General features: G+C 67.1%; 18 protein-coding genes. 4 read left to right on the forward strand and 14 right to left on the reverse strand.

Translation table 11 applies throughout. The annotated features are described in order from the left end of the window. Window positions 1–16: 16 nt before the first annotated feature. From ABIA65_RS01450 to ABIA65_RS01460, 3 genes are all read right to left on the reverse strand, one after another. On the reverse strand, window positions 17–1,846 hold the full coding sequence (locus tag ABIA65_RS01450) for a phosphoenolpyruvate carboxykinase (GTP) (protein ID WP_241401719.1): 1,830 nt from the start codon (window positions 1,844–1,846) through the stop codon (window positions 17–19). A gap of 151 nt (window positions 1,847–1,997) precedes the next feature. Then, window positions 1,998–3,164 (reverse strand): hypothetical protein, encoded by a 1,167-nt coding sequence (locus ABIA65_RS01455; RefSeq protein WP_354522377.1) that lies wholly within the window; start codon window positions 3,162–3,164, stop codon window positions 1,998–2,000. Next, the gene (locus ABIA65_RS01460) at window positions 3,161–4,240 is read right to left on the reverse strand and encodes a hypothetical protein (protein WP_354522378.1); all 1,080 of its coding nucleotides are present in this window, start codon (window positions 4,238–4,240) and stop codon (window positions 3,161–3,163) included. The genes ABIA65_RS01455 and ABIA65_RS01460 overlap by 4 nt, the downstream gene beginning before the upstream one ends. A gap of 41 nt (window positions 4,241–4,281) precedes the next feature. Here ABIA65_RS01460 and trmB point away from each other — a divergent pair, with 41 nt between their 5' ends. The 3 genes from trmB to ABIA65_RS01475 are packed head-to-tail and all read left to right on the forward strand — an operon-like array spanning window position 4,282 to window position 9,230. Beyond that, on the forward strand, window positions 4,282–5,097 hold the full coding sequence (gene trmB / locus ABIA65_RS01465) for a tRNA (guanosine(46)-N7)-methyltransferase TrmB (RefSeq protein WP_502919503.1): 816 nt from the start codon (window positions 4,282–4,284) through the stop codon (window positions 5,095–5,097). Further along, complete coding sequence (locus tag ABIA65_RS01470; RefSeq protein WP_241401723.1) at window positions 5,094–5,831, forward strand: NYN domain-containing protein; 738 nt, start codon at window positions 5,094–5,096, stop codon at window positions 5,829–5,831. Before trmB ends, ABIA65_RS01470 begins: the two co-directional genes overlap by 4 nt. 54 nt (window positions 5,832–5,885) lie before the next feature. Beyond that, on the forward strand, window positions 5,886–9,230 hold the full coding sequence (locus tag ABIA65_RS01475) for an MMPL family transporter (protein ID WP_354522380.1): 3,345 nt from the start codon (window positions 5,886–5,888) through the stop codon (window positions 9,228–9,230). Between the two features lie 10 nt (window positions 9,231–9,240). On the opposite strand, the gene ABIA65_RS01480 is transcribed toward ABIA65_RS01475, so the two are convergent. The 10 genes from ABIA65_RS01480 to ABIA65_RS01525 form a co-directional block, all read right to left on the reverse strand. Beyond that, a complete protein-coding gene (locus tag ABIA65_RS01480) occupies window positions 9,241–9,981 on the reverse strand; it encodes a gamma-glutamyl-gamma-aminobutyrate hydrolase family protein (RefSeq protein ID WP_241401725.1) in 741 nt (246 codons plus the stop codon). Then, window positions 9,981–11,444, reverse strand: a complete 1,464-nt coding sequence (locus ABIA65_RS01485) for a flavin-containing monooxygenase (RefSeq protein WP_241401726.1) — start codon at window positions 11,442–11,444, stop codon at window positions 9,981–9,983. The genes ABIA65_RS01480 and ABIA65_RS01485 overlap by 1 nt, the downstream gene beginning before the upstream one ends. 108 nt (window positions 11,445–11,552) lie before the next feature. Next, window positions 11,553–12,281 carry an SDR family NAD(P)-dependent oxidoreductase gene (locus tag ABIA65_RS01490; RefSeq protein WP_354522382.1) on the reverse strand — a complete coding sequence of 243 codons (729 nt, stop codon included), beginning with the start codon at window positions 12,279–12,281 and terminating at the stop codon, window positions 11,553–11,555. After that, window positions 12,278–13,216 carry an alpha/beta hydrolase gene (locus ABIA65_RS01495; RefSeq protein ID WP_241401728.1) on the reverse strand — a complete coding sequence of 313 codons (939 nt, stop codon included), beginning with the start codon at window positions 13,214–13,216 and terminating at the stop codon, window positions 12,278–12,280. Before ABIA65_RS01495 ends, ABIA65_RS01490 begins: the two co-directional genes overlap by 4 nt. Before the next feature lie 67 nt (window positions 13,217–13,283). Beyond that, window positions 13,284–14,666 (reverse strand): glutamine synthetase family protein, encoded by a 1,383-nt coding sequence (locus ABIA65_RS01500; RefSeq protein ID WP_354522383.1) that lies wholly within the window; start codon window positions 14,664–14,666, stop codon window positions 13,284–13,286. Further along, a complete protein-coding gene (locus tag ABIA65_RS01505) occupies window positions 14,663–15,940 on the reverse strand; it encodes a glutamine synthetase family protein (protein ID WP_354522384.1) in 1,278 nt (425 codons plus the stop codon). Before ABIA65_RS01505 ends, ABIA65_RS01500 begins: the two co-directional genes overlap by 4 nt. After that, window positions 15,933–16,994: a hypothetical protein gene (locus ABIA65_RS01510; RefSeq protein ID WP_241401731.1), complete on the reverse strand. Its 1,062-nt coding sequence runs from the start codon at window positions 16,992–16,994 to the stop codon at window positions 15,933–15,935. The genes ABIA65_RS01505 and ABIA65_RS01510 overlap by 8 nt, the downstream gene beginning before the upstream one ends. Next, window positions 16,991–17,770: an SDR family NAD(P)-dependent oxidoreductase gene (locus ABIA65_RS01515; protein WP_354522385.1), complete on the reverse strand. Its 780-nt coding sequence runs from the start codon at window positions 17,768–17,770 to the stop codon at window positions 16,991–16,993. Before ABIA65_RS01515 ends, ABIA65_RS01510 begins: the two co-directional genes overlap by 4 nt. Further along, window positions 17,767–19,050, reverse strand: coding sequence for a YlbE family protein (locus tag ABIA65_RS01520; protein WP_354522386.1), 1,284 nt, complete (start codon window positions 19,048–19,050; stop codon window positions 17,767–17,769). Before ABIA65_RS01520 ends, ABIA65_RS01515 begins: the two co-directional genes overlap by 4 nt. Then, window positions 19,044–19,775, reverse strand: a complete 732-nt coding sequence (locus ABIA65_RS01525) for an SDR family NAD(P)-dependent oxidoreductase (RefSeq protein ID WP_354522387.1) — start codon at window positions 19,773–19,775, stop codon at window positions 19,044–19,046. The genes ABIA65_RS01520 and ABIA65_RS01525 overlap by 7 nt, the downstream gene beginning before the upstream one ends. 206 nt (window positions 19,776–19,981) lie before the next feature. Here ABIA65_RS01525 and ABIA65_RS01530 point away from each other — a divergent pair, with 206 nt between their 5' ends. Next, on the forward strand, window positions 19,982–20,722 hold the full coding sequence (locus tag ABIA65_RS01530; RefSeq protein WP_241401735.1) for a FadR/GntR family transcriptional regulator: 741 nt from the start codon (window positions 19,982–19,984) through the stop codon (window positions 20,720–20,722). 15 nt (window positions 20,723–20,737) lie between these two features. Here the strand turns inward: ABIA65_RS01530 and fabG are convergent, their stop codons facing one another. Further along, on the reverse strand, window positions 20,738–21,487 hold the full coding sequence (fabG, locus tag ABIA65_RS01535; RefSeq protein ID WP_354523068.1) for a 3-oxoacyl-ACP reductase FabG: 750 nt from the start codon (window positions 21,485–21,487) through the stop codon (window positions 20,738–20,740). Between the last annotated feature and the right edge of the window lie 14 nt (window positions 21,488–21,501).

Below are 21,501 nucleotides of genomic sequence, written 5' to 3' on the forward strand. Positions count from 1 at the left end.
GAGCAGCAGTCGGTGACTAGTCGGCCTCGGCCAACCGGGTCTTCAGCGCGTCGAACTCGTCCTTGATACCGGTGGGCAGCTTCTCGCCGACGAACTCGAACCACTCCTCGATGAGCGGCACCTCGTTGCGCCACTCCTCGACGTTGACGGCGAGTGCCTCGTCGACGTCGGCGGCGTCCACGTCAAGCCCCTCGAGGTCCATGTCAGCGGCAGTCGGCACGATGCCGATCGGGGTGCTCTTGCCGTCGGCCTTGTGCTCGATGCGCTCGATGGCCCACTTGAGCACGCGGCTGTTCTCGCCGAATCCGGGCCACAGGAACCGGCCGTCGTCGCCACGGCGGAACCAGTTCACGAAGAACACCGCGGGCAACTTCGACTCGTCGGAGTTCTTACCCAGGTCGATCCAGTGCTGGAAGTAATCGCCCACGTTGTAGCCCATGAACGGCAGCATGGCCATCGGGTCGCGGCGCACGGTGCCCACCTTGCCCTCGGCGGCGGCGGTCTGCTCGGAGCCCAGGGTGGCGCCAATGAACACACCGTGCTGCCAGTCGCGGGCCTGGGTGATCAGCGGGACGGTGGTCTTGCGGCGACCGCCGAACAGGATCGCCGAGATCGGCACACCCTGCGGATCGTCCCACTCGGGGGCCAGCGTCGGGCACTGCGAGATCGGGGTGCAGTAGCGCGAGTTCGGGTGCGCCGCCTTGGTTTCCGTCTCCCGCAGGACCCAGTCGTTGCCCTTCCAGTCGATCAGGTGATCAGGCTCGCCCTCAAGGCCCTCCCACCACACGTCACCGTCGTCGGTCTTGGCGACGTTGGTGAAGACGGTGTTGCCGGCGGCGATGGTCTTCATGGCGTTGGGGTTGGAGTCCCAGTTGGTACCGGGCGCGACACCGAAGAAACCGAACTCGGGGTTGACGGCGTAGAGCCGGCCGTCCTTGCCGAACCGCATCCAGGCGATGTCGTCACCGACGGTCTCGGCGCGCCAGCCGGGGATGGTGGGCTGCAGCATCGCGAGGTTGGTCTTGCCGCACGCCGACGGGAACGCCGCCGCGATGAAGTACGCCTTGTTCTCCGGCGAGATGAGCTTGAGGATCAGCATGTGCTCGGCGAGCCAGCCCTCGTCGTGTGCCATGGCCGATGCGATGCGCAGCGAGTAGCACTTCTTTCCCAGCAGCGCGTTGCCGCCGTAGCCGGAGCCGAAGCTCCAGATCTCGCGGGTCTCGGGGAAGTGGGTGATGTACTTCGTGTCGTTGCACGGCCACGGCACGTCCTTCTGGCCGGGCTCGAGCGGTGCGCCGATCGAGTGCAGCGCCTTGACGAAGAAGCCGTCGTCGCCGATCTTGTCCAGCGCCGCCTTGCCCATACGGGTCATCGTGCGCATCGAGACGACCACGTACTCGGAGTCGGTGATCTCGACGCCCAGCTTCGGGTCCTCCGCACCGAGGGGGCCCATGCAGAACGGCACCACCCACATCGTGCGGCCGCGCATCGAACCGCGGTACAGGTCCTTCATGATGGTCCGCATCTCGGCGGGATCCATCCAGTTGTTGGTGGGGCCGGCGTCGATCTCACGCTGGGAACAGATGTAGGTGCGCGACTCGACGCGCGCCACATCCGAGGGATCCGACAGGGCGAGGTAGGAGTTGGGCTGCTTCTCCTCGTTCAGCTTCTGGAAGGTGCCCGCGGCAACGAGGTGCTCGGCGAGGCGCGCGTACTCCTCGTCGGAGCCGTCTGCGAAGGCGACCCGGTCAGGCTGGGTCAGCTCTGCGACCTCGCGGACCCATGCCAGCAGGCCCTCGTGTTTGGTGGGTGCGTTGTCCAGGCCCGGAATGGTCGCTGAGGTCATCGAAATTCTCCTGCTTGCCGTCACGGTGTCGCTTTTAACGAGGTTAACGTGGGTGACATACCCGCGGTAAATCGGGAGTATGTCCGATCGCTCACAGGAACGATTCAGAAACAACCATTTCGCGGGCAATCTGCGGTCGAGTGGTTCCGCCTCACGTCATCGCCCGAATTTCTGCGTCGATCTCGGCGACCAGGTTGGCCATCCGGGCCGACGATTTCTCGGTGCGCTCGGCCGCGGACGCCGTCAGCGCCACCTCCGCGGCGAGCAACCGCATGGCGACGCGTGCCTCGGCATCCGAGCGTGCTGCGGCGCCGACCTCGATGACCCACCGGTCGAATCCGGCGCGGATGGCCAGCAGCCCTCGGATGCCGATCACCCACAGCGTCACCGCCAGCCCCAGCACCGCACCCACGACCAACCCGGCGACGTCGAGCCCGTCGGCGACGCTGGCCAGGAGCCGGCCCGCGGCCAGCGCGACACCCAGCCCGAAGCCCACCCCCAGGATCACCACCAGTTGGTTCTCGTCGCGTCGCGTCGTCGGCATCGGCTCGGTGCGGACCGACGGCTCCGGCACCGGGTCCGTGAGAGTCGGCAGGGGCACGGCCAGCCGTTCGGCGAGGGCATCGAGTTCGTGACCGATCTGCGCGTCCACCTCGGCCGTGACCGCCGCGGCGACCTCACCAACACGGGCCTCGAACTCGGCCGCCTCCGCGCGCGACAGCGTCGCCGTCTCCGCGCGCAGCTCGGCCACCATCACCGCGCAGCGGTTACGCGCCCAATGGGTGAGTGACACCCGCGCCTGCGCCACCGCGCCCCGCACGGTCAGCGCGGTCGTCGACCGCTGCCGCCGGTGGTCTCCGACGATGCGTCGCCGCCGGTCCTGCAGCCGACACAACCGCTGCCGCCTGAATCCCTCGACATCAGCGAACCCGCGGCGAAGCGCGGCCACGAGATCATCGACACCCGGTTCGCCCAGATCAGGCGCGGCGGCCACACCCACCCACGGGATGTCGCAGTGCAGTCGTCCCCGACCTGCCAGGGCCGCCCGATTGGCGGCGAGCACGTCGCGCCAGCCGCGGTGGGCGTCGATCTTGGTCACGGCCGCGATGACGGGTTCGAGCAAACCGTCGAGCAGAGCGCAGTCGGATTCGGCCATCGAGGCCACCGCCGACACCGCGAACACCACCGCGCCGACCGTCTCGCCGTCAGCGACTGCCTCGACGACGGTCGCGTCAGCCATGCGCTCACCCAGTGCCGCCACGAGACTGGTGACCCCGGCGTACGGTGGCCCGATCACCAGGACGACGGGCCGGCTCACCTCGGCTCACCGAGCAGCCGGAGCGATCCCCGCACGACGTCGGCGCTGCAGTCGCGGTGCAGCGCGCCGACGCAGCCGCGACCGTATCGCCGCCAGTGCAGGGCCCGACTGCGGTGCGCGTCGGGTCGCACACCCGGGTCCACCAGCAGCCCGTCGGATTCGAGGACGTTGACCGCCGCGGCCATGGCGGCGAGCACCGGCTCGTCACCGGCCAGCCAGTCGAGCAGCCCGTTGAGGCCAGATTGCATTGCCAGACAGCGCAATTCGATGATCGCCTCGCGCACCCGGCGATACCGCACCGCCGCCGAGGCCGACCGCAGTGCCGCGAGCAACGCATCGACGTTGCTCAACTCAGACATCACCTCGGGCAGCCTCGCCGCGTCGGCTCCACGCGTGAGTGCCCGCACGGCGTGCGCGACGCCGAATCGGTCCAACCGCTGCAGCAGACACTCACGGGTGTGGGCGCTCAGGTGATGCTCGGCGGTGACGAAGGCATCCACACTGCTCAGATCGGCGGGCGCGCGGGTCAGCACGCGCAGCGCTCGGAGGGTCTCATCCTCCATCGGGCCGCACCCCGCAACGGCGAGCAGAGCGCTCATCGCGATGGTCGGCACGCCGGTGTCGGCCTGGATCCGGCCGGCCCTGCGGTTGGCCTCGGCCATCGGCCCGTCGGGCAGCGCCCGGCACAGGTCGGCCTTGTTGAGGACCACGATCGTGTCGGTACCGGCCGCCAATCGGGCCCGTTCCTCGGGCTTGAGCGCCTCGACCGCGACGAGCACGCGAACGTCGGCGTGCGGATCCGGCGTGGTGCACACGCCCCGGATCGTGAGCGCCGCGCGCATCGTCGCGACTCCTGCGCCACGACGGCCCCGGACCGCAACACACACCGGGCTACGCAGTCGGGAGATGAGCGGCGTCAACTGCCCTGCGCCGGATTCCTCAGCAAATTGCTCAAGGGCCGTCGCAAACGCCGCCGCAGCATCACGCTCGCGGACGACATCCCCGTGCGTTTCCCCCCACGAACCCACACCGTCATCGTCGCACCCCCGCAGAACTGAAAGGAGCACTGATTTCACCGGTTCTCCCAGCTGGCCAAAGGCAACTGTTGGGTATCAATATGTCCCGCGATGCGGGTACCCGGTGGTTCATGCGAGACGATGGACCGATGCATGCCCAGCGCGAGGAGGCCGCACCCGAGGCCAGCCAAGAGCCCTCCGCCCCCGCGCACCCCTACCCACGCATCACCAGCGTCGTCCGCGCACGGCATTCGGCCCTGTCGGGCGGCCAGCAGGACACCTGGGATCGGCGATGGCCCGAACTCGGTAGGGATGCGCGCGACGCCAACGGCGCTCCGGCGGGCCTTATCGACACCGCGACGTGGTTCGGCAGGTCGGCGCCGGTGATTCTGGAGATCGGCTGTGGTGCCGGCATCTCGACCCGGGCCATGGCCGCCGCCGAACCGCATCTCGACGTGATCGCCGTCGAGGTCTACCGCAAGGGTCTCGCGCAGTTGCTCGGTGCGGCCGACCGCGAGGGACTGACCAACATCCGCTTCATCAGGGGCGACGGCGTCGACGTCCTCGAACACATGGTGGCACCTGGTTCACTGACGGGCGTGCGGGTGTTCTTTCCCGATCCGTGGCCCAAGGCACGTCACCACAAACGACGGCTGTTGCAGCCGACCACGGTGGCCCTCATCGCCGACCGGCTGAAACCGGGCGGCGTTCTGCACGCCGCAACCGACCACGCCGGCTACGCCGAGCAGATCGCAGAAGTCGGCGACGGTGAGGCGCTGCTGGCACGCGTCGATCAGGACCGGGTGTCACGCGACGAGCTGCCGATATCGTCCCGCAGACCCGAGACCAAGTTCGAGGCGAAGGGCCGGCACGCCGGCAGTGCCATCACCGAACTGATCTGGGAGAGACGGTCATGAGCGTCTCCGAGGACGTCACTGTGGGCGCTTCTGGGGACCTCACCGAGGGCGCGGACATTGAGGACCACCTGGACGAGGAGCAACCCGTTGTGGTGGAACCGCCGCAGCGCGTGCTGCTGGTGTGGGACGCCCCGAACCTCGACATGGGCCTTGGCTCGATCCTCGGAGGCAGGCCGACCGCAGCGCACCGGCCCAGGTTCGATGCGCTGGGTCGCTGGCTGCTGGCCCAGACCGCCGACCTGTCCGCGGCCAGGCAGGCCGACGGCCTCTCGGGCGCGCTGGAACCCGAGGCGACGGTGTTCACCAACATCGCGCCGGGCAGCGCCGACGTCGTGCGACCGTGGGTCGAAGCGCTGCGGAATGTGGGTTTCGCGGTATTCGCGAAGCCCAAGATCGAGGACGACAGCGATGTCGACTCCGACATGCTCGATCACATCGCGCTGCGCCGCCGGGAGGGTCTAGCCAGCGTTTACGTGGCTTCGGCGGACGGGCAGGCGTTCCGGCTGCCGCTCGAGGACATCGCCCGTGATGGTATTGACGTCCACGTCCTCGGATTTCGCGAACATGCCAGTTGGGCGTTAGCGTCGGATACCTTGGAGTTCGTCGACCTTGAGGACATTTCCGGTGTCTTCAGGGAGCCGTTACCGCGAATCGGACTTGATTCGCTGCCCGAGCAGGGGGCGTGGCTGCAGCCGTTCAGGCCGCTGTCCGCGCTACTGACCTCTCGCGCCTGACAACTGAAGTGGCGCAGGCCGACAATAGCGTGAAGAAGATCGTAAGGAGCTGACGTGTTCGCCTGGTGGGGTCGAACGGTGTACCGATTCCGATTCGCAGTAATCGGAGTCATGGTCGCACTGTGCCTTGGTGGCGGCGTGTACGGGATCAGCCTCGGCGCCCACGTCACCCAGAGTGGTTTCTACGACGAGGGCAGCCAGTCGGTGCACGCATCGCTGGCCGCCGACGCGGCCTACGGCCGTGACACGTCCGGCCACATCATCGCCATCTACACGGCGCCCGACGGTAAGACCGTCGACGATCCGGCGTTCCAGAAGAAGGTTCTCGACAACCTCGCACAGGTCGAGAAGGACCACCCCGACTCGATCCTGCGGACCATCGGCTACTTCAAGAACCCCGATCTGCTCAAGAACATGGCCGACGAGGACAAGAAGCACGCCTTCATGTCGGTCCAGCTCAAGGGCGATAACGACGACGCGATCCTCAACAACTACAACAAGGTCCTCGGCGAGGACGGCACCACCGTCAAAGAAGCGCTCAACATCCCCGGCCTCGAGGTTCAGCAGGCCGGCCTGCAGCCGCTCGCCAGCGAATTGACCGGCACTATCGGCGAGGACCAGAAGCGCGCCGAGGTGGCCGCCATCCCGCTGGTCGCGGTCGTCCTGTTCTTCGTGTTCGGCACCGTGATCTCCGCCGCCCTGCCTGCCATCATCGGCGGCCTGACTATCGCGGGCGCGCTGGGTGTCATGCGTCTGGTCGCCGAGATCGCGCCGGTGCACTTCTTCGCCCAGCCGGTCGTGACCCTCATGGGCCTGGGTATCGCCATCGACTACGGCCTGTTCATGGTGAGCCGTTTCCGAGAGGAACTCGCCGAGGGCTACGACACCGAGGCCGCCATCCGGCGCACCGTCATGACCTCGGGCCGGACGGTGATGTTCTCCGCGGTGATCCTGGTGGCCTCCTCGGTGCCGCTGCTGCTGTTCCCCCAGGGATTCCTGAAGTCGATCACCTACGCGATCATCGCCTCGGTGATGCTCGCGGCGATCCTGTCGGTCACCGTGCTGGCGGCCGCACTGGCGATACTCGGGCCGAATGTCGACGCACTGGGTGTGCGCACCCTGCTGCGGTTCACCCAGCCCGATCCCATCGACAGCAGGCCCGAGACCCCCGGAGCCCCGATGGAGCGCCTGGCGATCCCCACCCTGGTGCTGGCCTTCCTCTTCCCTCCTGGCGCGATCGCAGCCGGCCACATCGCCCGCAAGCGCATCCGCATGACGGGCGACAACGGCGCGATGCTGACCCGAATCGGCCTGGCGCTGGGCTACGTCACGACCTTTGGCCTGCTGGCCTATGGCGCCTTCTGGCTCAAGGACGATGGGCTGCTCGACAACGCCCTGTTCTACATCCTGTTGGGCATCATCATCTTCGTCGCAGTGGTCACGGTGATCCTGCAGCTGGCCCGGCTTAGCCCCGTCATTCGCCGCATCACCATTTGGTGGCTGAACTGGCTGGCCGACAAGACACAGAAGACCAAGACACGCGCCGAGGTCGAGAAGGGCTTCTGGGGCAAGCTCGTCAACGTTGTGATGAAGCGGCCGATCGCGTTCGCCGCTCCCATCGTGATCTTCATGATCATCCTCATCATCCCGCTGGGACAGCTCGCCCTCGGCGGCATCAGTGAGAAGTACCTGCCGCCCGACAACTCGGTGCGCGTGGCCCAGGAACAGTTCGACAAGACCTTCCCCGGGTTCCGCACCGAGCCCCTGACGCTGGTGATCGAGAGCAATAACGACGACCCGGTCACCGACCAGCAGATCGCCGAGATCCGCGCCAAGGCGATGAACATTCCGGGCTTCATCGAGACCAACAACGACCCGGACAGCATGTGGAAGGAACGCTCCTACCTCGACGGGGCGTCGAAGGACCCCGGCGTCCGGGTGATCCAGAACGGCCTGATCGTTCGCAATGACGCGTCGGAGAAGATCGACGAGCTGCGGGCCATACCGCCGCCGCGCGGTATCAGCGTCTCGGTCGGCGGCACCCCCGCGCTCGAGCAGGACAGCATTCACAGCCTGTTCGACAAGCTGCCGCTCATGGTGCTGCTGCTGATCACCACGACGACGATCCTGATGTTCCTGGCGTTCGGATCAATCGTCCTGCCGATCAAGGCCGCGTTGATGAGCGCGCTGACGCTCGGCTCGACGATGGGCATCCTCACCTGGATGTTCGTCGACGGGCACGGGTCCGGGCTGATGAACTACACACCTCAGCCGCTGATGGCTCCGATGATCGGCCTGATCATCGCCGTGATCTGGGGTCTGTCCACCGACTACGAGGTGTTCCTGGTCTCTCGCATGGTGGAGGCGCGTGAACGCGGTATGTCCACCGCCGAGGCGATCCGCATCGGTACCGCCACCACCGGCCGGCTGATCACCGGTGCTGCCCTCGTCCTGGCCGTCGTCGCGGGCGCGTTCGTGTTCTCCGACCTGGTGATGATGAAGTACCTGGCCTTCGGCCTGCTTCTCGCACTTCTGCTGGACGCGACGATCATCCGAATGTTCCTGGTGCCGGCCATCATGAAACTCCTCGGTGACGACTGCTGGTGGGCACCGCGTTGGATGAAGCGGATCCAGGAGCGACTCGGCCTCGGCGAGACCGAACTTCCCGATGAGCGCAAGCGGCCCACCGCCCGCGAATCCGATGCCGACCCCGAGGCGTTGGTGGGCGCGGGAGCACCGGTTCGCAGCCTTCCGCCGCACGATCCCGGGCATCCCGAGGGTGGCGCGCGACGGCCCGTCCCCGGCGGCCCGAGTGGCCCCGTTGGTCCCGGTGGTCCCGGTGGCCGGGCCCGGCCTGTCCAGGTCCCGCCGCGCGTCAGCCAGCCCTCCGCCGCGGGTACCTCCCGCATCCCGACGCCACCGGCCCCGTCCGGTGACGCCCCGACGACACGCTTCGCCGCGCCTAAGGAACCGACGGACAACGCCGCGGCACCCACCCAGCGGACGCCGCGCGTCGACCCGAACCGTCCGGCTGCGCCAGCCGTCCCGACACCTCCCCCGGCTCCGGCACCGGCACCGGCACCGGCACCCGAGGGGCGTAGGAACGAGCCCCGCGGCGGCAACACCAACCGCGAGATCGAGTCCTGGCTCGGCGAACTGCGCGGCGGCACACCCACCGCACAGCCATCTGCCGCCACCCGGGCCATGCCCGAACAGGGTCCCCGCGGTGCGGCCCCGGAGGGCAACGAGCCGACGACGGCCATCCCGGCGCAGCATCCCAAGGATCCGGAAGCGACCGAGAAGATCGACACCCGCGAGGCCGCCGAGGGCGATCAGCCCAAGCGGCGTGGCGGGGGTATGAGCGCGGCGGATCTACTGCGGCGCGAGGGCCGTCTGTAGGTCGAGTCCGTCAGGCGTCGGAAGCGCTGAGGACGGGTGCGCGTCGGCAGGAGTCCACGAAGCCGCGGAGCACCCGCAGCGACATCTCACTGCTGCTCCAGTTGATCTCCGGATGCCACTGGATCGCCGTAACCGACTGATCGATGGCCTCGTACGCCTCGACCAGCCCGTCATTGGCCCATGCGGTCGCCGTGAAACCGGGCGCCAGGCGGCGGATGCCCTGGTGATGCTGGCTGTTGACGTCTATCTCGCCGTCCTGGTTCAACCACTTCGCCAGGCGGCTGCCTGCCGCGACGTCGATGGGATGGGCGAAGCTCAGCAGCTCCTCCTCGGTCCGTCGATGCGGAATGTCCGAGGGGTGGTCGCGGGCGAGGTCGACGTAGAGTGTGCCGCCCCGCGTGGCGTTGACCAGCTGCGCGCCACGACAGATGGCGAGCGTGGGGATTCGGCGACGCCACGCGGATTCGAACGCCGCGATCTCGTTCGCGTCCCTGACGGTGTTGACCCCGGCGACGGTGGGATCCTGCGCGTTGCCGCCGTAAAGGGTCGGGTCGATGTCACCGCCTCCGCTGATGAGCAGCCCGTCGACGTGGGCCAGCAGGCTCGACATATTCAGCAGTGCGGCACCGCAGTCCACGGCCATCGGAATGGCTCCGCTCGTGTAGAGCCCCTCGAACATCTCGCGCCAGTGGATGAGTCGCGGCAGCTCGCGGCCGCTGAGGGTGACCGCGATGACAGGTTTTGCCGACATCAGGACAGCCGGACCGCGATGCGGCGTAGCAGCTTCGTGCCGAGAATGTAGGGAGTGGCACCGAATGGCCACTGCGACACGATCTTTCCGGTACCCGCACGGAAGTAGCTGTTGGCGGTGGACCACACGGTCTTGGCGAGTTGGCCCTGGAGCCACTCGTTGTAGATCACGAATGCCGACCGCCGGACGTCGATGACGGTCTTACCGGTCTTGGCGGCGCGCGAGATCAGGCCGGCAGCGAAACTCGCCTGCGCTTCATAGAACGACACCAGGGGCACCGAGTTGGTGTTGGGTCCGTACATGATGAAGAAGTTGGGGAACCCTGGCACCATCATGCCGAGGAACGCCTCGGGTTCGCCGTTCCAGGCACTGTGTAGTTCCGCACCGCCCTGCCCGTGCACCTGGTAGTTGCCAAGGTAGTTGGCGGCGTCGAAACCCGTTGCCATGACGATGATGTCCAGCTCGTGCTCGTCGCCGTTGGCGTCGATGGCACCGGTCCGGGTCAAGCCCTTGACGCCGTGCGGCACCAGTTTGACCTTCGGGTTGCGCAGCGCGGCGTAGTAGGTGTCGCTCAGCACGGTGCGCTTCCCCTCGAACGCGAACTTCGGCGTGGCGAGCTCCATCAGGTCAGGCCGGGAGGCCAGCTCGCGCTTGAGGAAGGCCAGTGACATCGCGTGGCGGCGCTTGTTGTTGCGGCCATCGCTGCGGGCATGCCCCGAACCGATCTGCCTGACGTCGTAGCCCACGAAGAGCTTGTAGCGCCGCCATGCGTACACCAACGGATTTCGGTTGAGCTGACGCTCGCGCGGGCTGAAGGTCCGGCTGTCCTTCGGAATGATCCAGTTCGGCTCCAGCTGAAAGATCGTGACATCCGATGCGACCTTCTCAGCTTCGGTGACGATCTGAACTGCAGACGATCCGGTGCCGACCACCGCGACAGACTTGCCGGTCATGTCCAGACCCTCGGTCCATCGCGAGGTATGGCACATCGCACCCTCGAAGTCGTGGCCGTCGCGGGCGAACGGTGGCAGGAGCGGAATGTTGAGGAAGCCCACCGCGCTGATGACCGCGGTGAACTCACCGTGGTCCTCACCCGAGGACGTCGTGACGGTGTAGGTGTGGTTCTGATCGGACCAGGAGACGTCCTGCACCGACTCGTTGAACCTGATGCGCCGCGGCAGATCCCACTTGTCGGCGACGCCCTCCAGGTAGCTGAGCAGCTCGCGCCAGTCGGCGTGCGTCCTGGTCCAGTCGTGCCGTTCGAACGAGAACGAGTAGATGTGGGATTCCAGATCGACTTCCGCGCCGGGGTAGCGGTTATGCCACCACGTGCCGCCAAGGCCCGGCGCCTGCTCGAAGATCACAAAGTCCTCGATGCCCTTCCTGCGCAGCGCGACAGCGGCGGCGATGCCACTGAACCCGGCACCGATGACCGCCACTCGGGGCGCCAGGTGTGCGTTCATTGATGTTCTCCTCGATGCTTGGCGGACGCGCTAAAACCGCTATAGGTTCAGTATTTAGACCTTAAACGGTTTTGTCAATCGTCCAGGTGGTGTGAAACCTGGTCGGAACTACTTGATTTGGGCGGTCCAACCGCCGTCGACAACGAGGTCGGTCGCGGTGATGAACGAGGCCTGCTCGGATAGCAGGAACGCGATCGCGTTGGCGATGTCCTCGGGCATGCCCAGTCGGCGTATCGGTGTGCGTTGTTCCATATCGGTCCGCCTGGCCGGGTTCTCGATGTAGAGCGGTTCGATCATCGGCGTGAGGATTGCGCCCGGGCACACGGTGTTGGCCCGGATGCCCTCGGGCCCCAACTGCAGGGCAAGGCTGCGGGTCAGGGAGACGACCGCGGCCTTGCTGACCTGGTAGGCGTCGAGCGGTGAGTCCATACCGCGAATGCCCGCGGTACTCGCCACGTTGACGATGCTCTTGCCCTGGCCGGACCGCAGCAGCGGGATGGCGGCGACGGTGAGATGCCGCAACGCGTGCAGGTTGACGCCGAGGGTGGCGTCCCAGACGGCCTCGACGGTGTCGAGGACCGACCCGTCGCGATCGAACAGCGCCAGGCCGGCGGCGTTGACCAGGTAATCCAGCGGCTTCCCGTCAAGAGCCGCAAGCAGTCCGGCGGGATCACCGCCGAGCAGGTCGAACTGGACGTAGTCGACACCCGACGGCAGGCCCGGGACCTCTGGCTTGATGTCGGTAGCGAGAACGTGGACACCGTCGGAGGCCAGGCGGATGGCCGTGGCCAGACCAATCCCCCCGCCTGCGCCGGTGACTACCGCGGTGGCACTCACTTGTCGGCACCGCCGAGCGCATGAGCCAGGCGCTCACCTGCGAGGGTCATCGCCTCGGTCGCCGACGGGAACACCTCGTCGAGGCCGAAGAAACCGTGGACCATGCCCGGGGTCTGGTGGGTCAGGGTCGGCACACCGGCCGCCTTGAGCGCCTCGGCGAGCAGCTCCCCCTGGGGACGAATCGGGTCGCACTCGGCGAGTAACACGGTCGCCTCTGGCAACCCCGCCAGGTCGGCGCTGAGAATGTCCACCCTGGGATCCGCGGCCGCGGCGGCGTCGGGCAGGTAATTGTCCTGGTGCCACTGCAATTCGTCCCGCTCAAGCATCACGCCGTCGTACTCGGAATCCATGCCGCGGGCGAGGTCGGTGGTCGCGACGGGATAGATCAGCAGTTGGTGGCGCAGGTGGACGGTGCCCGCGTCACGTGCATGCAGGGCGACCGCGGCGGCGAGGTTGCCGCCTGCGCTGTCACCGGCGACGGCGATGTGGGTGGTGTCGACGTCGAGGCCCGATGCGGGACTGGCGGCGAACTCCAGGGCGTCGATCGCGTCGTTGACCGCTGTCGGGAAACGCGATTCGGGTGCACGGCGGTATCCGACCGACAGCACGGCGCTACCAGAGGCATTGGCCAGCATTCGAGTCGCCACGTCATGCGAGTCGATGCTGCCGAGCAGCCAGCCACCGCCGTGGTAGTACACCGTGAGCGGCAGTACCGAGCTCTCCTCCGCAGGCAGGTACAGCCGGCCGGGAATGGTCTGCCCGTCGCGGGTGGGGATCGCGATGTCGACGACGCGATGGATCGGCGGCTTGGCCAGCGCGCCGAAGGTGTCCTCGAAGTTCTGGCGCGCGGTCTCCACGGGCAGTAGGTGCGCGTTGGGGCGACCAGACGCCTTGGCGTCGTCGAGCATTTTCTGGGCGATGGGATCGATCGGCATAAGTGGTGGTTCCTCGTTAGGGGGTTATCGTCAGGTGAACGTGTTGTCGAGCGAATGCGGTTGGTGGTCAGACGCGTTCGTAGTAGCGGCGTGTCTCCCAGTCGGTGACGCTGTGCGAATCGAAGGCCACCAGCTCGCTTCGCGCGGAGGCGAGCAGATGGTCGAACACCTCGTCACCGAATCCCGCTCGCGCCGTCTTGCACTCGGCGAACAGACGCAACGCCTCGTGCATTGACGTCGGCACGATGGTGACGTTGTCGCCGGTCCAAGCGTTGCCGTCGAAGATCTCAGGAGTGGGCAACTGGCGTTCGATACCGTCGAGGCCCGCGATGATGGTGGCCGCGTAGGCGTAGTAGGGGTTCACATCCCCGCCCGGGATCCGATTCTCGACGCGGTAGGACGGTCCACTGCCGACCAGCCGGAACGCACAGGACCGGTTGTCGTCGCCGACCGCGATCGCGGTACCGGCGAACTGATCGGGCTGAAAGCGTTTGTAGGAGTTGATCGTCGGCGCGAACATCAGCGTGATGTCGGCCGCGTGGGCGAGCTGACCGGCGACGAACGAACCGAACTTGTCCGACATCCCCCCTGTCGGTCGATCCGAGGCGCACAGGGCCCGCCCCTCATCGGCCGACCACATGCTGACGTGAAGGTGACATGACGAGCCAACCTCGTCGATCTTGGGTTTGGCCATGAACGTCACCGTCAGATCTGCGGCATGCGCGAGTTGTTTGACGCCGTACTTGAACAGCACGTGGCGATCCGCCATCTCGAGGGTGTCGCAGTAGTCCAGGGTGACCTCCTGCTGCCCCAGTCCCCACTCGGGTTTGGAGGACTCGACTGACACCCCGAACTCGGGCATCTGATTGCGGATCCGTTCGATGAACCAGTCGTCGCGGCCGGACTGCACCATCTGATAGTCAGAACGGTAGTCCGACAACATCTTCAGATTCTGGTATCCCAGCTCCCACGCCTCGCGAGGTGGCGTTGAGGCAAGGAAGAACTCCAACTCGGAGGCGAATTTGAAACGCAGGCCGTGTTGTTCGGCCCGCTCTATCTGCTTCCGCAGAATGGTGCGTGGCGCGACAGACAGGAGCGTGTCGGAACCGGTCTCGTACGCGTCGCAGATGACCAGGGCGACATGAGGCTCCCATGGCACGCGGCGCAGAGTGGTCAGGTCGGGTACCAGCCGGATGTCGGCCCAGCCGTTGTCGGCGTTGGACACCGCGAGGCCGAGCGGGTTCATCTCCAGGTCGACGGCGAAGATGAAGCTACTGGCGTTGATACCATCGCCTGAGAGCCCGAGCGACCGAAACGCCTGGATCGTGAGCCGTTTACCCACCAGACGGCCGTACGGGTCCGGTGCGGCACAGACGACGGTGTTGATCTCGCCGGTGCTGGTCAGCTGATCGAACTGCTCAATCGACAACAGTGCTGATGACGTGTTCATTGGTGCTCCAAGTGGCGGTTAAGTTCCCAGCTGGTGATATTGGTGCGAAGCCAGTCGTCGTAGCGCTGCGCTTCAGCACGCCGAGTCGCGGCGAACGAGGCACAGAAGGGCTTGCCCAGCAGGTCGGGCAACCAGGGCGAGTCCTCGAAGCGAGCGACTGCGGCCCACAGGTCTGCGGGCAGGTCGAGTGAGCCGTCACCCGGCGCGGGCAGGTCCAAACCCTCACGCAGACCGTGCAGTCCGGCGGCGAGAACCGCCGTCGCGACCAGATAGGGGCTTGCGTCGGCGCCGGGACGGCGGTGCTCGACTCGCGCCGACGCGACGTCGTTGAGGATGACCCGGCACGCCGAAGCACGATCGTCGTGTCCCCACCCCGCGGTACCGGGAGTGAACATCTCGGGATCGATGCGCTTGTAGGAGTTGACATACGGATTGAGCAGCGCGGTGGTAGCCGGCATCCCCGCCAACAGGCCAGCCAGATAGTGCCGCGCCTCCGTGGAGGGCTGGCACTGCGGGTCGGCGAAGACGTTCACGCCGTCGCGGGTGAGGCTGGAGTGCAGGTGGCCGCCCGCACCGGACTTGTCGGCGAACGGCTTGGCCATGAAACTGGCGTGCAGACCGCGTTCGGCGCACAGGTCGCGAAGGTACTGGCGCGTACGCACCGCGTTGTCCGCGGCACGAACCGCTTCGGTCGGCGCGAGGGTGAACTCGAAGAAGCCGGGCCCGAGTTCGGCGTGGAACATCTCCACCTCGATACCGACTGAGTGCATGCGGTTGATGAAATCGGTGGCCAGCGAGTGCACCTCGGCGGATCTGCTGAGGCTGTACGCGTTCTCCGTTGCACTGAACGGTTGACGGTCGCCGGCGCCGGGTGCGTCGCGGAAGAGCCAGAACTCGTACTCGAAACCCAGGACCGGGTTCAGGTCCAGCTCCCCGAATTGATCGACCAGAGAACGGAGCACGTTCCTCGGCGACATCTCGAGTGGCTTGCCGTCGGCGCCCGCCAAGTCGGCGATCACCGCATCGGTGTCGTCGCGCCAGGGCAACGCGATGCGGGTCGACTCGTCCGGCACCAGCGTGGCGTCGGGGTAGCCGTTCCCGACGTTGCTCAAGGGCGTGTCGGTCACCTCATCGACGACCGACAGCCCGTAGAGGATTGTGCAGAACGCCAGGTTGGTGGGCGCGTGAGTCTTGTCGGCGCGCACCACCTTGCCCCGGAGGCCGAGGTCGTAGTCGGGTACCTCCAGCTGTGTCATCGCCACGCGGTCAGTCATGTTCGACTCCATCCTTCTTGACCGGTCGGCGCGACGGATCACGCCCGACCCGCCGGTAGACGTGGTCCGGCACGTCGGCCGGGTCGCGGTAGACCCACCACGTACACGAACTCGTCGGCCGTTCCGGGTCCCACGTGGGGGCGTCGATGACGCGGGTGGGAAAGCCCAGCCGGTCGATCGGCATCACTTCGTTGAGTTGGCAGCAGTGCACGCAGTACGAGCAGATGCCAACGGTGTTCCAGGCCCAGTCGTGCGGCCGGGTGGTCACCGCGTATCCGTACGGTGCCGCGCTCCGGGGCGCACCGTCGGTGATTCCGGCGTCCAGGGCGCGGCCGCCGGATCCACAAGGGGCGAAACGGAATCCAGTCCTGGTCGGCTCCTCGATGATCTCGATATCGCCCTGCCGTCCTGTTCCGGTCAGGTGGGCGTGAAACCCGTCGAGGATCGCGATGACAAGCTGCTGCGCCGAGTCCGACCACGGCTGGTTGTCCAGGGCGTAGCGCCGCGCATGGATCTCATACCAGTCGGCCATCAGGACGTCCCACAACTCGCCAAGGCTGTCCTCGCCAACGGTACGCACGGCGACGTCGATCAGGCCGGCGACGCGGTCGACCGCGCGGTCGTGTACCCCCTGCCACACCGTGCGCGCGGCCTCGATGGCGTCCTCGGCGTCGGGGCTATGACCGCGGCAGGACTCGGCGGCCGCACGCACTGCCGCGAGATACTGCGGCCACTCGGCCTCGATCCCACCGGCAGCCGCGTCACCGATGAGCGCGTACAACCGATCCAGGGCGTCCTCGAGCTCGGCTTCGTCGACCCCACGGGCGCTGATCCAGTCCCGTGTGGCTGTGGGCCACGCCTCGTAGATCTCGCGCAGTTCCTGCGCCTCGAGCACCGAGACCTCGACCAGCGCGGCCGCAGCGTCGAAACGTCCGGCCGCGGCGTGCTCTGCGGCACTGCGGAAGGTGCCCTTGGCCAGCTCCTCGAGGGTGCCGGTGCGGGCGACCCGCCCGAGTGACGGTTCGTGGGCGACGACGGTGAGTTCGAGGCTCATGTCAGCTGGAATCCCCCGTCGACCCGGAGGTCGGTTCCGGTGATGTAGCCGGCCTGGTCACTGAGCAGGAATGCGGCGGCCTGGGCGATATCGTCCGGTTCGGCGAACCGCCCCGCGGGAACGCGCGCCGCGAGCGCGGGCGGCAGGACCGTAGTGTCGCCGTGAGCCGCCGCCATCGGTGTGGCGACGAATCCTGGGGAGATGCTGTTGACCCGCACACCGTCGACGGCAAGGGCGCGCGCGGCGGTCTGGGTCAGCATGTGCAGACCGGCCTTGGACGCCGCGTACTGCGGCGTGGGATCGGGGTCGGACAGTGCGATGACGCGCGCGGCCTCGATGGAGGTGATGTTGACGATCGCGGAATGCGTCGCGCCACGCAGCGCGGGCGACAGGGCGTCGATGAGGTTGTACGCACCGACGAGGTTGATCTCCAGGCACCGCAGCCACGCCTGTCGGTCGACGCCGGAGAACCCGGTGTTGTCGATGATGCCTGCGCAGTTGACCAGGTAGGAGATGGCATCGCCCGCTACGCCCGCCTCGGCCAGCCGTCCCATCAGGTCGGGGTCACGCACGTCGGCGGCAACACCGACCTGTAGCTCAGCGGCGAAGCCGGGCTCGGGATCGGGCGCGCGGAGATCCAGCCGGATCGTCCGCACCCCGGCAGACATCAGGGTCCGGGCGATCGCCGCACCGATACCCGAGGCCGCACCGGTGACCAGCGCGTCACCGCCGCTGAAGGTCAGCGTCAGCGACTTGCGGCCCGTCGCGCCGGTCATCGCGAACCGAATCTGTGCTCGTGCTCGGCGAGCGCGTCGGCGAAGCACTCGCGGGGTGCCCGGATGACGCCGGCGCCGATCTGACCGCCGTCGCGACCCGCCAATCCGACGTCCATCACCGGTAGGACCGCGGTCTCGAGGACCTTGCGGGCGTCGATACCCGTGGGCGTACCGCGGAAGCCGAAATGCGGTATCCGGTAGGTGCTGTTCTCTCCATAGGTGATGGCATACATCTCGAGGTTGCGCTCAATCATCACTTCTGGCGAACCGCCCTGATATTCCTGCAGCGACAGCGCGCAGGCCTGAGCGAAGCCGCCCAACCCGATGGTCTCGGTGATGGGCGATTCCCCACCCATCCACGTGATCTCGTCCTCGGTGTGACCGGCGAACAGCTTGCCCTGATGTATCGGGGGCGGCCCCTCGAACCAGGTCTCGCCCAGGCCCGCGAGCTTGATCGCGAACCCGCGGCACGAGAACGCCATCGCCGAGACCAGCGTCGAACCCGGCACCACCATCGCATCGGCGCAGGCCTTGGCGGCCGCCATCGACAACCTCAAGAAGAAGTAGTCGTTCTCGGCCAGGTGCAGCATCGTCTCGCGCACACCCGCCACACCGTCCTCGACCATGTCCAGGACCGCGGGCAGGATCTCGCGGTTGAACAGAATCGACGCTGCGGCGTTACGGCTGTGCACCTCATCGCCCATCCGAAGAGCCCGCGCGATCAGCGGCTTGAGCGCGATCCCCCCGCGGCGGCGGATCGCCTCTGCGACCACGGGCGCCAGCACGGAGTTCACATGCAGCAGACGTTCGTGCACACCCTCGTCGTAACAGCCATAGTTCAGCCGCCGCGGCTCCTTGCCCTCATAGAAGTTGCAGAAGCCCACGTTGCCGTGCGCGCGGTTGGCCACCACGAACACCGGCATGGAGGCGGTGTAGATCCCGGCCAGCGATCCCACCGCGGCGTAGTCGTGGCACGCGCCCACCTCGATCTCGCCGCTGGCGAATCCGGCGATCGCGTCCTCGCGGTTGTCGGCCAACCCCTCGAACAGCGCCCCCCCGATGAGCGCCTCGCGCTGCCCGCCGGTGTAGTCGTGCCACGACATCGGCGCCCCCGAGGTGAGCACCAGATTGTCGCGGTACCCCGGCAGCACCTCGCGCGCCGGCCGCACGTCGATGACCCACGGATCGGCGGCGTTGAGCCGGGCGAACGACTCGGCGTTGGCCTCATCGACGGAGGTGAACTCGCGCAGCGCCGCACCGGCCTGCTCGGTGCTCACCACGCGACCACACCCCCGTCGACCAGCAGGGTCTGGGCGGTGATGAACGACGCGCGCGGCGAGAGCAGGAACTCGACCGCCTCGGCGACCTCCTCGGGCTCACCGATGCGCTTGAGCATCGCGTAGCTGGCACTGAGCTCCTCACCGCCGGACACCCGCGCCATCGACGGGCTCATCGGTGCGCGGATGACGCCAGGGGCGACATTGTTGACCCGGATGCCACGCTCGGCGAGTTCCTCGGCCAGATACCGGGTGTAGGCCGCGATCCCGGCCTTGGTCGCGCCGTACACCGATGCACCCCGGAAGCGTCCGAAATGTCCAGTGAGACTGCCGATGTTGACGATAGCGCTGCCCTCGGTCAGCAGCGGCGCCACCGCGTCGGTGACGCGAGCCATCCCCGCGATGTTCACCTGAAACATCAACTCCAGCTTCGCCTCGTCCAGCTCCCCCAGGAACGAATCACGCAGAATGCCAGCGCAGTTGACCAACCCGTACAGCGTCTCGCCGTCCTCGACCACCGACGCCACCGCGGCGGCCACGCTGTCGCGGTCACTCACATCCATCGCCACTGCCAGCGCGCCCTCCATGCGGGCCGCCACCAGATCCAGCTCGCCGACCACCGATTCGACATCCGCGGCGACCGGAACGTAGCCACTCTGCAGCAGCCGGCGGCAGATGGCCTGGCCGATGACGCCGGCCCCTCCGGTCACTATGACTTTCTGTCCCACGGTTCTTCCCTTCGCTGGTGATGGCGATCACTACTTGAAGCAAGTCTCACGCACAAAGATCTATTGGTCAAGTTTTTAGGTGTTTAAATTCCGACCCTCCGATCGGCCTCCTTTTGGACCCGTGTACCGATTGGCTCAAAGGTCAGGGCTAACCCGGTTTGAAGGTGCGGTGCGCTACCCTCGGGCAAGCGAAAGGGGGCAATCCGATGACGGCAACAGGGCGATCCTCGGCACTGAGTCCGGTCCGTCAGATTCCGGCCCACGAACTGGTGGTCGACCAGATGCGCCGAGCGCTGGAACTGGGCCAATTTCGGCCCGGCGACCGGCTCCCCACTGAACGCGAACTCTCTGAGATGCTCGACGTATCGCGAACCACGGTGCGCGCGGCGGTGGCCGTTCTCGAACGCGAGGGTTTGATCGCCGTACGGCGAGGCCGCGGCGGCGGTTTCACGGTGCAGGCCCCTGAGTACGACCCCGTCGAGATGCGCCGCGAGATGCGCCGCAACAAGCGGGCGATCCGGGACGCCTTCGACTACCGGATCATCGTCGAAACAGGCGCCACCCGCCTGGCGGCCGAGCGACGCCGCAATCTCGACCTGACCGATCTGCACAAGTTGCTCAGCGGAATGGACGCCGCGTTGGACACCGCGCTGCACGAGCAGTCCGCACAGCACACCACGGAGTTCCAGACTCTGGACTCGGCGTTCCACATGGGGATCGCCCAGGCTGCGCAGAACGACCGGCTGCTCGACGCGGTCGCCGACGCCCGCAGGCGAATGTGGCTGCCCGTCGGCGCGATCTTCGGTCGGCTCGAGGCGAACGCCAACGACTACCACGAGTCGATCCTTGAGGCCATCGAGAATCGGGAGCCCGAACTGGCCGCGGCGCGAATGCAGGAACACATCAACGACACGCGCCACACCATCGAGTCCTGGCTCAAGCGCTGAGCCAGAACCCGAGGCTCACACACCCTCTGGGAACTCGGGCAGCGTCTGGCCACCGTCGATCACCAGGGTCTGGCCCGTGATGAACCCGGCCCCCTCGCTTGCGAAGAAGACTGCAGCAGCGGCGATGTCCGCGGGTGCGCCCAGGCGACGCTGCGGTATGCAGGCCCGCATCTTCGCGATCGTGTCATCGCCAAGGCCGGTGAGCCCCTCGGTCAGGATGCTGCCCGGCAGGATCGCGTTGATGGTGATGTCGTCGCCAGCCAATTCCAGTGCGGCACTGCGCACGAAGCCAAGCTGAGCGGCCTTGCTTGCGCCGTAGTGGCTAAGCCCGGGGTAGCCGGTGACCGGTCCGGTGATGGACGAGATCACCACAACCCGACCACGCCCGGAGGACCTCAGCGCCGCTCGGCACGCCTGCACCGAGAAGATCGTGCCCGCCACGTTGGTGCCCATGATCTCGGCGACGTCGGCGGCACCGAGATCATCGAGGCCGCGTTCGGGATAGATACCGGCGTTGGCGCACAACACATCCAGACCGCCCATCCGCTCCTGGGCCTCTGCCGCCATCTGCGCACACGACTCAGGGCTCGCGACGTCGGCCACAATCGTGTGGACTCGATCGCCGTGATCGCCGAGACCGCGAGCCGCGCCGGCCAGCGCGGCGGCGCTGCGGCCGCTGATCGCGACCGCCGCACCGGCGCGCAGGAAACCCTCTGCGATACCCAGCCCGATCCCCCGGCTACCGCCAGTGACCAGCACCCGCATCCCGGAGCGGTCCG

The organism is Mycolicibacterium sp. 624 (genome assembly GCF_040548615.1).
In the GTDB taxonomy this organism is placed as follows: Bacteria; Actinomycetota; Actinomycetes; order Mycobacteriales; family Mycobacteriaceae; genus Mycobacterium.

Bases quoted from the DNA above. Each gene is read 5' to 3' on its own strand.
- ABIA65_RS01450 (WP_241401719.1), bottom strand. From the start codon at position 1,846: ATGACCTCAGCGACCATTCCGGGCCTGGACAACGCACCCACCAAACAC.
- trmB (WP_502919503.1), top strand. From the start codon at position 4,282: ATGTCCCGCGATGCGGGTACCCGGTGGTTCATGCGAGACGATGGACCG.
- ABIA65_RS01470 (WP_241401723.1), top strand. From the start codon at position 5,094: ATGAGCGTCTCCGAGGACGTCACTGTGGGCGCTTCTGGGGACCTCACC.
- ABIA65_RS01480 (WP_241401725.1), bottom strand. From the start codon at position 9,981: ATGTCGGCAAAACCTGTCATCGCGGTCACCCTCAGCGGCCGCGAGCTG.
- ABIA65_RS01485 (WP_241401726.1), bottom strand. From the start codon at position 11,444: ATGAACGCACACCTGGCGCCCCGAGTGGCGGTCATCGGTGCCGGGTTC.
- ABIA65_RS01495 (WP_241401728.1), bottom strand. From the start codon at position 13,216: ATGCCGATCGATCCCATCGCCCAGAAAATGCTCGACGACGCCAAGGCG.
- ABIA65_RS01500 (WP_354522383.1), bottom strand. From the start codon at position 14,666: ATGAACACGTCATCAGCACTGTTGTCGATTGAGCAGTTCGATCAGCTG.
- ABIA65_RS01505 (WP_354522384.1), bottom strand. From the start codon at position 15,940: ATGACTGACCGCGTGGCGATGACACAGCTGGAGGTACCCGACTACGAC.
- ABIA65_RS01510 (WP_241401731.1), bottom strand. From the start codon at position 16,994: ATGAGCCTCGAACTCACCGTCGTCGCCCACGAACCGTCACTCGGGCGG.
- ABIA65_RS01515 (WP_354522385.1), bottom strand. From the start codon at position 17,770: ATGACCGGCGCGACGGGCCGCAAGTCGCTGACGCTGACCTTCAGCGGC.
- ABIA65_RS01530 (WP_241401735.1), top strand. From the start codon at position 19,982: ATGACGGCAACAGGGCGATCCTCGGCACTGAGTCCGGTCCGTCAGATT.
- fabG (WP_354523068.1), bottom strand. From the start codon at position 21,487: ATGCGGGTGCTGGTCACTGGCGGTAGCCGGGGGATCGGGCTGGGTATC.